Raw genomic sequence first — 12,746 nt, forward strand, 5'->3', positions numbered from 1 at the left:
AAAGGGGCGCGCGCATGTATCCACCTACCGCCCGGACCACACCCCACCGTTCCCGCGACAAGATGAGCTACGACCACGCCGCCGCCCACGCCGTGCTCGACGAGGCGTACGACTGCGCGCTCAGCTTCACCGTCGACGGCCAGCCCCGGGTGCTGCCCACCCTGCACGTCCGCATCGGCGACACGCTCTACCTGCACGGCTCCACCGGCAGTCGGCCGCTGCTCGCCGCCCGGGGCGACGACGGGCTGCCGGTCTGCGTCGCGGTGACACTGCTCGACGGGCTGGTCTACGCCCGCTCCCAGTTCCACCACAGCGCCAACTACCGCTCGGTCGTCGCGCACGGCACCGCCCGACTGGTCACCGACGAGCGGGAGAAGCTCGCCATGCTCACCGCGCTGGTCGAGAAGGTCGGCGCGGGACGCAGCACGGCCACCCGTCCGCCCAGCCGTCGCGAGCTGGCCGAGACCGCCGTACTGGCGCTGCCGCTGCGTGAGGTGTCCGTCCGGGCCCGCACCGGCGGGGTCCGCGAGGACGAGGCCGACCTGCACCTGCCGCACTGGGCCGGCGTGCTGCCGCTGCGACTGACCGCCGGGGCGCCCGAGCCGGACGCCGGCGTCACCGCGCCGCTGCCGGCGTACCTGCGGACGCCCCGCACGCCCTGGCACGACCCGGTGCCGTTGCACGGCGAACACGTTCGGCTGGAGCCGCTGGAGTTGGCGCACACCGACGAGTTGCACACCGCCACCGCGGACCCGCAGGTGTGGCGGCACCTCAGCGTCGCGCCGCCCACCGCACCAGCCGAAACCGCCGAGGTGATCGGCACCGCCCTGGCCGCCCAGCACCGGGGCGAGCGGGTGGCCTGGGTGCAGCGGTGCGCGGCGACCGGGGCGGTGGTGGGCAGCACCTCCTACTACGACATCGACCCGCAGCGGCGGGCGGTGGCGATCGGGCACACCTTCCTCGGCCGGCCCTGGTGGCGGACCGGGATCAACACCGAGGCGAAGCTGCTGCTGCTCAGCCGGGCCTTCGACGACCTGGGCGCGGTACGGGTCGCCTGGCACACCGACATCCGCAACGTTCGCTCCCAGGCGGCGATCGAACGGCTCGGCGCCACCCGGGAAGGGGTGCTGCGGATGCACCGGCAACGCCCGGACGGCTCCTGGCGGGACACCGTGCAGTACGCGATGACCGTCGACGAGTGGCCGAACGCACAGGCCAGGCTGCGGGAAAGACTTCTGCGGACGGCACCGGCGGCGTGATGATGGCGGGCGTGCTGGGGATCACCGACATCTGGACGTACGTGCTGGGCACCGTGGCCATCATCCTGCTGCCCGGGCCGAACTCACTCTTCGTGCTCTCCACCGCGGCCAAGCGGGGCGTCGCGGTCGGCTACCGGGCCGCCGGTGGCGTGTTCGTCGGCGACGGGGTGCTGATGTTCCTCTCCGCCGCCGGGGTGGCGTCGCTGCTCAAGGCGTACCCGCCGCTGTTCATGGTGATCAAGTACGCCGGTGCCGCGTACCTCGGTTATGTCGGGGTGACCATGCTGCTCGGCGCCGTGCGACGCTGGCGCGACCGCAACGACCCGAGCACGCCGCGGCTCATCGACGCCGCGGAGCCGGCGGCGATGCGCAGCCCGTTCCGCAAGGCGCTGGTGATCAGCCTGCTGAATCCAAAGGCGATCCTGTTCTTCATCTCGTTCTTCATCCAGTTCGTCGACCCCGGCTACGCCTGGCCGGCGCTGTCGTTCCTGCTGCTCGGGCTGATCGCTCAGGTGACCAGCGCGCTCTACCTGACCGCGTTGATCTTCGCGGGCACCTTCCTGGCCACCCAGTTCCGCCAACGCCGCCGCCTGGCGGCCGGTGGCACCACCGCCGTGGCCGCCCTCTTCCTGGCCTTCAGCCTCAAGCTGGCCACCGCCAGCGCCGGCTGACCCCCCGCACAGGTCGACGCGCCACACGGGTCGATCATGGAGTTGCAGTGCCTCGCAAAAGGTGCGCCCACCACATCTCCATGATCGACACCGGCGGCCAAAGCCCTGCGTCTGACGCCCGCACGAACTCGCTCTCCGCACCGAGCGCCGCCGCGATCTTGCACTTTCGGTTGCCGGGATGCGTTCTTTCACCATATTTGTCCACACACAAAACGCAAGATCGCCGGGCTGGGCGGGGCCGGGGCTGGGCGGGTCGGGGCGGGTCGGGCCGGGTCAGGTGCCGTCGCCGCCGGAGCCGCCGCCTCCCACACCGGCGCTGCCGGCGGTGCCGCCCAGGCCGTAACCGGGTCGGATCGGCTCGTCGGGATGGCGGCTGACGTGCGCCGACCCCGCGATCTGCGCGGACCAGTCGGCGTGCGCGGCCGCGGCGGCGTGCCGGTTGATCGCCTGGCGGATCCAGCCGTCCACGGTGGCGACCCAGTCCCGCCGGTCGGCGTCCTCGTGCCAGATCCGGAATCGACTGATGCTCTGGTGCGTGATTCCGGCCAGCGCCAGCCGGCGATCCATCCAGAGGATCGCCTCCAGGCCCGCCGAGTTGGTCACGAAGATCACCTCCAGTTCGGTGATCGGGCCGGCGTAGAGCGGCCCCACCCAGTAGCCCCAGCGCTGGTGCAACGGCAGGGTGTGCTCCACCCCCGGCAACCCGCCCTCCTGCAAGCCGGACTGGCGGATCATGAAGCCCAGCGTGTCCAGCGCCGCCAACACGTGCTGCTGGGTGGGGATCGGGTGCACGAACACCGGCACCATGGCCCCCTGGTCAAGGTCGGGGTCGAGCGACACCTCGGTCCGCAGACCCATCCGCAGGCTCAGCAGCGGCACCCCGCCGAAGATGGTCACCGGGGTCTCCCACGGCAGCGGAAACGCGAAGTCGACCGCCCGCCGCCGACCGGCCGGTACGACGAACCGGCCGGCGATCGGCAGGTGGTGGAACTGCATGAGCCGCCGCGGTGCCGCCGGATCGTCCGGCTCGACAGTGGTCACCAGGCCGAGCCGGATGTGGCGGACGAGCACGTCCTCGAGCCCGGCGGCCAGGGTCACCCGCCCGGGCAGGCGCAGGCCCGGGCGGGTGCTCGGATTGGGGAGCGTGGTCTGCACGGAGAGCCCGGTCCCAGCGGACTCCGGCGACACTCCCGTCAACCGCACCGCGCCCTCCGCCAGGTCAGGCTCCACAACCTCACCCCCGTGAGGTCACCTCAACTCTTGCGGATCCGCCGCAAGGGTCACCTCCACTCTCGCGGATCCCCCGCGAGGTCACCGAAACTTCGGCGGACCCGGCACGGGGTGACCCCAACGTCGGCGGAACGTGACCACCCATCCGGTTCATCGCAATCGCCGCCCGCGTGGCACCGTGTCGGTTTCGTCGTCGAACTCCCCGATGACCTCCTCCAGGAGGTCCTCCAGGGCGACGAAGCCGATCGGCCGGGCCGGGCCGCCGCCGTTGCGCACCAACGCGAGCTGCGACTGCCGGGCCCGCATCGCCGCCACCGCCTCGGTGACCGAAGACGTCGCGGGCAGGGTGAACGCGGGCGTCATCAGCTCCCCGGCGGTGGCGGCCCGGCCGGTGGTGACCACCCGTACCGCCTCCCGGACGTGCACGAGGCCGCACACGTCGCCCGCCTCGTCGAGCACCGCGAGCCGGGATCGGCCGCTGTCGCGGCTGACCTCTTCGATCCGCCCGGCCGGGTCGTTTCGGCGGACGGTGACCATGGTGGCGAACGGTTCCATCACCTGCGCCACCGACGTGCCCTGCAACTCCAGCATGCTGGTCAGCAGTTGGTGCTGCTCGGCACCGAGCAGCCCGTGCTCACGGGACTGCTCCAGCAGGATCCGCAGCTCGTCCGGGCCGTGCACCTGGGCGAGTTGGTCCTGCTGGTTGACGCCGACCAACCGAAGGATCGCGTTGGCCAGGGCGTTCAGCGCGGAGAGCACCGGTCGGGAGACCCGGGCGAAGGCACGGAACGGCAGCGCCAGCAGCGTCGCCGAGCGCTCCGCGTCGGTGATCGCCCACGACTTCGGGGCCATCTCCCCCACCACCAGGTGCAGGAAGGTCACCAGCGCCAGCGCGAAGATCAGGCTGACCAGGTGGCTCGCCGCGTCCGGTAGGCCCACCGCGTGCAGCAGCGGGCTGATCAGGTGCTCGATCGCCGGTTCGGCCAGCGCGCCGAGACCCAGGGTGCACAGCGTGATGCCGAGCTGCGCGCCGGCCAGCATCAGCGACAGTTCGCGGACGCCGTCGAGCGCCGCCCGCGCGGCCCGACCACCGTTCGCCGCCGCCTGCTCCAGGCGGTAGCGCTTGCTGGCCACCAGGGCGAACTCGGCGGCCACGAAGAACCCGTTCAACGCCAGCAGGATCACCGAGCTGAACAGTGCGATTCCGGGGCTCATGCGGTCACCCCCGGTTTGGTCAGCTGCAACCGCACCGAGTCGGCCACGTGCCGGTCCACGGCCAGCACCTCGACCAGGGCCCGAGGCTCCGCCTCGTGCTCCTCGCCGTCCGCTCCCTCGGGTTGCAGGCTGATCTCCAGCCGGTCACCGACCTCCGGAACCCGACCCAGCTCCCGCATCACCAACCCGGACAGGGTGTCGTACTCCGGGGCCTCGGGCAGGGCGATGCCGGTGCTGTCGGCGACCTCGTCGATTCGCCAGCGGGCCGGCACCACCCAGGACCCGTCGTCCTGCCGGGCCGGTGCCCGCTCCGGTGGGTCGTCCTCGTCGCGGATCGGGCCGACCAGCTCCTCGGCGATGTCCTCCAGCGTGATGACGCCGGCGAAGCCGCCGTACTCGTCGACGACGCACGCCATCTGCCGGTGCCCGGACCGTAGCCGGTCGAGCACCGTGGGCAGGGGCAACGTCTCCGGTACGAGCAGCGGCGGCCCGGCCACCGCGCTCACCGGGGTGGTGGCCCGCTCCCCCGGGGGTACGCCGAGCACGTCGGCGATGCCGACGATGCCGAGCAGGTCGTCGACGCCCTCCGCACCGCGTACCGGGAAACGGGAGTGGCCGGTGTCCAGCAGCTCGACCACGCGGCTCACCGGTTCGTGCGCCCGTAGGGTGTGCACGTCGACGCGGGGCACCATGGCCTCGCCGGCGGTCAGTTCGCGGAAGTCCAGACCTCGGTCGAGCAGCGTGGACATCTCGGCGTCGAGGCTGCCCTCCTCGCGGGACTCGGCGATGATCTGTTCCAGGTCGGCCGGGGTGGCACCGCTGGGCAGTTCCTCGATCGGTTCGATACCGACGCGGCGCAGCAGCCGGACCGATGCCCGGTCGAAGAGTCGGATCAGCGGCCCGGCGACGGCCAGGTAGATCAGGGTGGATCGGCTCAGCGCCCGGGCCAGTCGCTCGGCTCGGGCGATGGCCAGGTTCTTCGGAGCCAGCTCACCGAGGACCATCTGCACGATGGTGGCGATGACCAGGGCCAACGCCACCGACATCGGCAGGCTGACAGCCTCGCTGACGCCGGCCACGCCGAGCAGGTCGGCGAGACCACCACCCAGGTACGGCTCGGCGACGTAGCCGACCAGCAGCGCGGTCACGGTGATGCCGAGTTGGGCGCCGGAGAGCATGAAGGAGAGCCGGCTGGTGACGGTCAGGGCCCGGGCGGCGGCTTGATCGCCGTCATCGGCGAGCTGGCGCAGCTTGCCCCGGTCCACGGCGACGTAGCCGAACTCCTGCGCCACGAAGTAACCGGTGGCGGCAGTGAGAATGATGATCAGAAGGAGACCGACGACGATCAACACGGGTCGCTCAGGGCTCCCGGGGTCGTCGGTACGGGGATATGCCGGGCACGACCCGGCTGGCTACTGCTGCCCTCCTGGGCAGAAGAGTCGATCATGCCTTCATTTTATCGGCGCTGACTGGGACTCCGCTGAGGGTGGGCCGAAGGAGCGAATCGTCCGGTTACGCGGACGCCGCCGGCCGTCACGCCGGCCCCGCCGACCCATGGCCTGGTCCGCGTTCGGCAAGCTCATCGGTGTCGAGCAGACCCCGGTCGAGCCGCCCCGACCGGTACGCGGCCCGCCCGATCATCTGCGCCGCAACCGGCGCGGTCGACAGCTGGAAGACCGCCACCAGCAGGATCATGCCCAGGTCCGCCGGGGTCCGCAGCCGCAACGCGATGCCCAGCAGCAACAGGAGCACCCCGAGCACCTGCGGTTTGGTGGCCGCGTGCATCCGGGACAGCGCGTCCGGGAAGCGCAGCACGCCGATCCCGGCGGCCAGGCTGAGCAGCGCGCCGGCCACCAGACAACCGGCGCCGAGCCAGTCCGCGATGGTGGCGATCACTGCTGCTCCCGGACGGCGAAGCGGACCAGCGCCACCGAGCCGACGAAGCCGAGCAGGGAGAGCACCACCAGCACGGGCAGGGTGGTGGCGTGCCGGTTGACCGCCGCCTCGGCGCCCACCGCGCCGACCATCGTGGCGAGCAGCATGTCCGCGGCGATCACCCGGTCCACCAGCGACGGGCCCAGGTAGAGGCGGGCCAGCGCGAGCAGCGCGGTGACCGACAACAGCACGGTGAGGACGACGGCCAGCAACGTGGTCACGGGCGGGTTCCCTTCTGCGGTGACGGGGTCTCGACGCGGCGCAGTTCGGCGGTGGAGCCCACCGCCCGGATGATCCGCCGCTCGACGGCGAGCGTGTGTTCCCGGGCCACGTCCAGGTCCGCCGGGCCATGGGTGTCCAGGACGTGCAGGTAGAGCGTTCCGGCGTCCCGATCCACCTCGAGGATCAGCGTGCCCGGCACCAGCGAGACCGCCTCCGCGGTGAGCGCCAGGCTCAGGTCGGTGGGCACCCGCAACCGGACCCCGATGATCGCCCCGCGCGGCCGGTAGCCGGGCTGCACGGCGATCCGGGCGATGTGCAGGCTCGCGCTGACCAGTTCGATGACGAACCGCCCCGCGAACGCCAGCAGCGCCCGTGGTCGCAGCCGGCCACCGAAGCTGACCGCCGGCAGCGGGAAGAACACCAGCACGGCCGCACCCACCAGCAGGCCACCGACCAGGTTCGCCCAGGTGATGTCGCCCCAGAGCAGAATCCAGACCAGCACCAGCCAGCCGAGCGCCACCGCCTGGTCCCGCCGGCGCCCGAGCCGGCCGCGCCCCACAATCGCAGGCCCGCGGGCGTCGGGAGCCGGCTCAGGGGGGCCGGTCACGGCACGCCGCCGGGCAACACGGCACGGACGTACGGGGTGCGCAGACGCAGGTCCGCGGCCGCGTCCGCGGTGACGTCGAAGAGTGGACCGGCCAGCACGGTCAACGCCAGCCCGAGGGCGACCAGGGCCACTGTGGCGCCCACCATCAGCTTCGGCAGCTGGACGATCGGCGCGCTGGTGGCCAGCCGGGGCGCCCGCCAGAAGGCGATGTTCCACACCCGGGACGCCACGTACAGGGTGAGCAGGCTGGTCAGCGTCCCCGCCGCGACCAGTACGCCGGGCAGCGGCCCGCCGGCCGCCACCCCGGCCTGGAGCAGACCGATCTTGCCGAGGAAGCCGGAGAACGGTGGCACTCCGGCGAGATTCATGGCCGGGACGAAGAAGAGCACACCGAGCAGCGGCGCCACCCGGGCCAGCCCGCCGATGCGGCGCAGGTCGGTGCTGCCGGCACGCTCCTCGACCAGGCCGGCGACGAGAAACAGCGTGGTCTGGATGGTGATGTGGTGCACCACGTAGAAGATCGCGCCGGAGAGCCCGGCGGCGGTGCTCAACGCCACCCCGAAGATCATGTAGCCGATGTGACTGACCAGGGTGAACGAGAAGAGTCGCTTCAGGTCGGACTGGGCCACCGCACCGAGGATGCCGATCACCATGGTCAGCCCGGCGACGACCATGAGCAGCACGTCGGCTTGCCCACCGGGAAACAGCAACGTCTCGGTACGGATGATCGCGTAGACGCCCACCTTGGTGAGCAGCCCCGCGAAGACGGCCGTGACCGGTGCCGGCGCGGTGGGGTAGCTGTCCGGTAGCCAGGCCGACAGCGGGAAGACCGCCGCCTTGATCGCGAACGCCAGCAGCAACATCAGCTCCAGGGCCAACCGGACGCCGCTGGGCAGGTCGTCGAGGCGCTGGGCGAGCTGGGCGAGGTTGAGTGTGCCGGTGGCCGCGTACACCAGGCCCACCGAGGTCAGGAAGATCATCGAGGAGAGGATGCTGACCACCACGTACGTCGAGCCGGCCCGGATCCGGGCCTCGGTGCCGCCCAGGGTGATCAGCACGAAGCTCGCCGCCAGCAGGATCTCGAACCCGACGAAGAGGTTGAACAGGTCGCCCGCCAGGAACGCGTTGGTGACACCAGCGGTGAGCACCAGGTACGTCGGGTGGAAGATCGACACCGGGGAGATCTCGCTCGTCTCGCTGCGACCCTGACCGATCGAGTACAACAGCACGCAGAGGGTCACCGCCGAGGACACCACCAGCATCAGCGCGGCGAGTTGATCGGCCACCAGGACGATGCCGACCGGTGCCGGCCACGCCCCGACCGCCACCACCACCGGCCCAAACCGGTACGCCTGCACCAGCAGCAACACAGCCACGGTCAGCGTGCCACCGAGGCACAGCACGCTGATCACGCGTTGGAGTCGGGGATTCCCGGCCAGCAGCAGGGTCAGCGCCGCACCGAGCAGTGGCACCACCACCGGCAGTGGCACCAGCGCGCTCATCACGCGTCATCCCCGTGGCGTAACCGTCGGCGCGCCGGCTCGGGGTCGACCTGTTCCGGGTCACCGTTCGGGCCCTCCCCACCGCGGTCGACAGCGCTCGCCTCGTTGCGCCCGGCCCGGCGGATGATGTGCCGGTCCTCCAGGTCGTCGGGCACCTCGTCGTCGCCGGAGAGATACCAACTGCGGTACGCCACCGCGAGGAGGAACGCGGTGAACCCGAAGGTGATCACGATGGAGGTCAACACCATCGCCTGCGGCAACGGGTCACTCATCCGCTGCACCGGCCCCGTGCCGACGATCGGCGCCCCGCCCGACCGGCCGCCCAACAGGATCAACAGGTTCACCCCGTTGCCGAGCATGATCACACCGAGCAGGATCCGGGTCAGGCTGCGCTCCAACAGCAGGATCACCCCGCACCCGACCAGCACCGCGACGGCCAGGACCAGCACCAACGTCGGCCCCGCGTCGCTCCCCGTCATCACGCCCGGTCTCCCTTGTCTACGGCCAGCTCACCCGTGGCCGTTCCGGTGGCCTCGATGTGCCGGTCCACCTCGGCGCCGAGACTGCGCAGGATGTCCAGCACCAGACCGATCACGACCAGGTACACGCCGATGTCGAAGAAGAGCGACGTCACCAGGTGGGTGTCGCCGACCACTGGCAGCGTCTGGTCGACCTTCGCGCTCTCCAGCACCGACCCACCGAGCAGCAGGGCGATCACGCCGCTGCCCACCGCCAGGGCCAGCCCGGCGCCGAGAATCGGGCCGGCGCCGATCGGGACCGCCTCGGTCAGCTCGTACCGGCCGCCGGCCAGATAGCGGACCACCAGGGCGAGACCCGCCACCAGACCGCCGGAGAACCCGCCGCCCGGCGCGTTGTGCCCAGAGAAGAGCAGGAACAGGGAGAACAGCACCACGGTGTGGAAGATCAGCCGGATGACCACCTCCAACACGATCGAGCGGCGCTCCTCGTGGAGGGTGGGGCCACCGCGCAGCCACACCGGCCGGTCGTGCCCACTCACCCGCTGGCCCGACTCGGGCCGGCGCGGCCGCGGCCCGGTGCGGGAGCGCTCGAAGATCAGGCTGGCCACCCCGGTCGCGGCCACCACCAGCACCGCCAGCTCGCCCATCGTGTCCCAGGCCCGGATGTCGACCAGGGTCACGTTGACCACGTTGCGGCCGTACCCGTGCGCCACCGCCAGATCCGGGAAGGCGGCGGAGATGCTCGGCGCCCGGCGGGCGCCGACGGCGGTGAGGGCCAACCCGGCGGCCACCACGCCGGCCGCCACCCCGATCGCCCGACGGACCCAGCGGGTACGGCGCAGCGGGCGGGCCGAGAACCGCTCCGGCAAGCGACGCAGCACCAGCACGAAGACCGCGATCGTCGACGTCTCCACCAGAAACTGGGTGAGCGCCAGATCGGGCGCCCCGTGCAGCACGAAGAGCATCGCCGTGCCGTAGCCGGTCACGCCCACCAGCAACATCGCGGTCAGCCGGCGACGGGCACGGACCGCCAGCACCGCCGCCACCGTGATCACCAACACGACCACCGGTTGCAACAGGCTGTCCCAGAGCGGAATCCGCGCCCGCCAGGGGGCTGCGGAGAGCATCGCCGCGCCTGGCACCAGCACCAGGGTGACCAGGATGATGCCCAGATACTGCGGCAGGGAGCCGCGCTGGGTCGCGCTGGTGACATCGATGGCCAGCCGGTCGAACCGGCCCACGACCCACTCGTACCCCTGGTTTCCCCTCACCGGCGACCGCAGTCGGGCCAGCACCGGGGCGAGCGGCCCGTGCACGGCGAAGAGCAGGCCGCCGCCGACGAGCGCCAGTACGGACAGGCCGAGCGCCGGGGTCGGTCCGGCCCAGAGCGCCAGGTGCGCGTCGACCCCGCCGAGCAGATCGGCGTACGGCCGCAGCAGGTCGTCCAGGACGCTCGCGGCCGGTCCGGCGAGCAGACCGACCCCGGCCAGCACCGCGGGCGGAATCAGCAGCGACGCGGCGATCGACCCCGGCGGGACCGGCGCCACGCCCGGCCGGTCGGCGAACGCGCCCCAGAGGACGCGGGCGCTGTACGCGACGGTGAGCACCGTCCCGGCGACCAGGCCGGTGAGGAGGATCGGTTGGTCGGTGAACGCCGCGAACACCGCCTCCTTGGCCACGAAGCCGACCAGCGGCGGCACCCCGGCCATCGATGCGGCGGCCAGCACGGCCACCACGAACAGCGGCCGGGACCAGTGCCGCAGCCCGGACAACTCGCGCAGGTCACGGGTGCCGGCACTGTGGTCGATGATGCCGACGACGAGGAACAGCGCCGCCTTGAACAGGGCGTGTGCCAGCAGCATCGCGGTGCCGGCCAGCGCGGCGTCCGGCGTGCCCGAGCCGGTCACCGCGACCAGCAGGCCGAGCTGACTGACCGTCCCGTACGCCAGTAGCAGCTTGAGGTCGGTCTGGCGCAGCGCGGCCCAACCGCCGAGCAGCATGGTCGCCACGCCGGCGACCTGCACCAACGGCCGCCACGGGCCGACCGTGGCGAGCACCGGTGCGAGCAGCCCGACCAGGTAGACACCGGCCTTGACCATGGCGGCGGCGTGCAGGTAGGCGCTGACCGGTGTGGGTGCCGCCATCGCGACCGGCAGCCACGAGCTGAACGGCAGCACCGCCGACTTGGACAGCGCGCCGGCCAGGATCAGCAGCACGGCGCCCACCAGGTACCCGCCGCCGGGTAGCGGCTGTGCGCTGATCTCCGACCAGCGGTAGCTGCCGGCGTGCTCCCCCAGCATGATGAAGCCGACCAGCATGGCGAGCCCGCCCAGCGTGGTGACGGTCAACGCCTGCGCCGCCGCCCAACGACTGGACCGCCGTTCGGTGCTGTGCCCGATCAGCAGGTACGAGAAGATCGTGGTCAGCTCCCAGCCGACGTAGAGCAGCAGCAGGTCGTCGGCGAAGACCAGGACGAGCATCGCGCCGGCGAAGGCGACCAGGACAGCGGCGAACTGTGCCAGCCCGATGGAACCGGCGCTGAAGTAGCGGGCGCTGTAGACCAGCACCAGCGCGCCGACGCCGCCGATCAGCAGCGTCATCAGCCAGGACAGCGTGGTGAGCCGGAACGCGATGTCGAGGCCCAACTGCCGGATCCACGGGTACGTCTCGACCACCGCCCCGCCACCGCCGACGGCCGGGGTGCGGGCCAGCGCCCAGCAGAACGCGGCGGCCGGCGCGAGCGCCAGCGGGTAGCACGCGCGCGGACCCCACCAGCGGACGAGCAGGGGCGCGGCGAGGGCCGCCACGAAATGGAGGATGAGCAGTACCAGCACCCGCGCTCCCGATCGACATGGCCGACGCCCGTGGCAGCGGTGGCGTCTAGCAGCGATCAGACGCCAGTTCGTCCCTCACCGTGCCGGTTTTGCCAGAATTCGCCCGCCAGCCCAAACCCCCACCCAAGCCCTCAGCCCCGGCCGCGCAACCTCCCCGCTCGCGCCGATCTTGCAGTTTCGGCTGTCGAACTGCACGGAATGTCCCCTTTGCCGCGACAGCAAGTGCAAGATCGCGGGAGGCGAGGGGGGTGGGGTGGGGTGGGGGGTGGGGGCGGGGCGGGGCGGGGGGGGCGAGTGGGGTGGGGTGGGGTGGGGTGGGGTGTCAGGTTAGGAGGGCGTTGTTGAGGGGTTGCGCGTCGTCGGTTGCGGGGCGGTCGCGGCGCAGGTCGGCCAGCAGGTCGGGGCGGCCGAGTTGGCGGGCGACCCGGTCGACCACGCGTTCCGCGGCGGTCAGCGATCGCACCGAGAGCAAGCGACCACGGCTCTCGCGACGCAGCACGAAATAGTGCACGGCAACGCGGACCTGACCCCGATCGGCGGCGCTGGCCTGGGCGGTGCAGAGGACCAACTCACGCAGGCAGCGGGCGAGACGTTCGGCGAGCTCGAGCTCGGGGCCGTGCAGGCCGGCGCGGAGCGCGGCGAGATGGCTGTCGACCTTGCGAATCAGCACGTCGGTGCCCGGTTCGACGGTGTGCTGCTCGCCGGTCATCAGATCCCCTCACCCCGGTTCGCGTTGCGAGTGAAGTTACTTTATGTTGCTCCTCAGAAGCAAGCAGTTAAGTGAGACTTAAC

The 12,746-nt window shown here is 71.6% G+C and carries 12 protein-coding genes; 2 read left to right on the forward strand and 10 right to left on the reverse strand.

Annotated elements, in window-relative coordinates; all coding sequences use genetic code 11:
• Positions 1 to 14: 14 nt before the first annotated feature.
• Positions 15 to 1,259, forward strand: a complete 1,245-nt coding sequence (locus tag V6U86_RS24110) for a bifunctional pyridoxamine 5'-phosphate oxidase family protein/GNAT family N-acetyltransferase (RefSeq protein ID WP_334506768.1) — start codon at positions 15 to 17, stop codon at positions 1,257 to 1,259.
• The gene (gene leuE, locus V6U86_RS24115) at positions 1,259 to 1,930 is read left to right on the forward strand and encodes a leucine efflux protein LeuE (RefSeq protein WP_334506922.1); all 672 of its coding nucleotides are present in this window, start codon (positions 1,259 to 1,261) and stop codon (positions 1,928 to 1,930) included. The genes V6U86_RS24110 and leuE overlap by 1 nt, the downstream gene beginning before the upstream one ends.
• A gap of 273 nt (positions 1,931 to 2,203) precedes the next feature.
• Here the strand turns inward: leuE and V6U86_RS24120 are convergent, their stop codons facing one another.
• The 10 genes from V6U86_RS24120 to V6U86_RS24165 all read right to left on the reverse strand — a co-directional run bounded on the left by V6U86_RS24120 (position 2,204) and on the right by V6U86_RS24165 (position 12,663).
• Positions 2,204 to 3,133, reverse strand: coding sequence for a sporulation protein (locus tag V6U86_RS24120; protein ID WP_334506924.1), 930 nt, complete (start codon positions 3,131 to 3,133; stop codon positions 2,204 to 2,206).
• A gap of 177 nt (positions 3,134 to 3,310) precedes the next feature.
• Positions 3,311 to 4,375: a hemolysin family protein gene (locus V6U86_RS24125; RefSeq protein ID WP_334506770.1), complete on the reverse strand. Its 1,065-nt coding sequence runs from the start codon at positions 4,373 to 4,375 to the stop codon at positions 3,311 to 3,313.
• Positions 4,372 to 5,727, reverse strand: a complete 1,356-nt coding sequence (locus V6U86_RS24130) for a hemolysin family protein (RefSeq protein ID WP_334506772.1) — start codon at positions 5,725 to 5,727, stop codon at positions 4,372 to 4,374. Before V6U86_RS24130 ends, V6U86_RS24125 begins: the two co-directional genes overlap by 4 nt.
• Positions 5,728 to 5,908: 181 nt before the next feature.
• Positions 5,909 to 6,268: a monovalent cation/H(+) antiporter subunit G gene (gene mnhG, locus V6U86_RS24135; RefSeq protein ID WP_334506926.1), complete on the reverse strand. Its 360-nt coding sequence runs from the start codon at positions 6,266 to 6,268 to the stop codon at positions 5,909 to 5,911.
• Positions 6,268 to 6,531: a monovalent cation/H+ antiporter complex subunit F gene (locus tag V6U86_RS24140; RefSeq protein ID WP_334506774.1), complete on the reverse strand. Its 264-nt coding sequence runs from the start codon at positions 6,529 to 6,531 to the stop codon at positions 6,268 to 6,270. Before V6U86_RS24140 ends, mnhG begins: the two co-directional genes overlap by 1 nt.
• Positions 6,528 to 7,139 (reverse strand): Na+/H+ antiporter subunit E, encoded by a 612-nt coding sequence (locus tag V6U86_RS24145; RefSeq protein WP_334506776.1) that lies wholly within the window; start codon positions 7,137 to 7,139, stop codon positions 6,528 to 6,530. The genes V6U86_RS24140 and V6U86_RS24145 overlap by 4 nt, the downstream gene beginning before the upstream one ends.
• Positions 7,136 to 8,641: a Na+/H+ antiporter subunit D gene (locus V6U86_RS24150; protein ID WP_334506778.1), complete on the reverse strand. Its 1,506-nt coding sequence runs from the start codon at positions 8,639 to 8,641 to the stop codon at positions 7,136 to 7,138. Before V6U86_RS24150 ends, V6U86_RS24145 begins: the two co-directional genes overlap by 4 nt.
• The gene (locus V6U86_RS24155; RefSeq protein WP_334506928.1) at positions 8,641 to 9,120 is read right to left on the reverse strand and encodes a Na(+)/H(+) antiporter subunit C; all 480 of its coding nucleotides are present in this window, start codon (positions 9,118 to 9,120) and stop codon (positions 8,641 to 8,643) included. The genes V6U86_RS24150 and V6U86_RS24155 overlap by 1 nt, the downstream gene beginning before the upstream one ends.
• Positions 9,120 to 11,954, reverse strand: a complete 2,835-nt coding sequence (locus V6U86_RS24160; RefSeq protein WP_334506780.1) for a Na+/H+ antiporter subunit A — start codon at positions 11,952 to 11,954, stop codon at positions 9,120 to 9,122. Before V6U86_RS24160 ends, V6U86_RS24155 begins: the two co-directional genes overlap by 1 nt.
• Positions 11,955 to 12,276: 322 nt before the next feature.
• Positions 12,277 to 12,663, reverse strand: a complete 387-nt coding sequence (locus V6U86_RS24165) for a hypothetical protein (protein ID WP_334506782.1) — start codon at positions 12,661 to 12,663, stop codon at positions 12,277 to 12,279.
• Between the last annotated feature and the right edge of the window lie 83 nt (positions 12,664 to 12,746).

Origin of the sequence: Micromonospora sp. CPCC 205558 (assembly GCF_036902955.1) — a bacterium.
Classification (GTDB): domain Bacteria; phylum Actinomycetota; class Actinomycetes; order Mycobacteriales; family Micromonosporaceae; genus Micromonospora.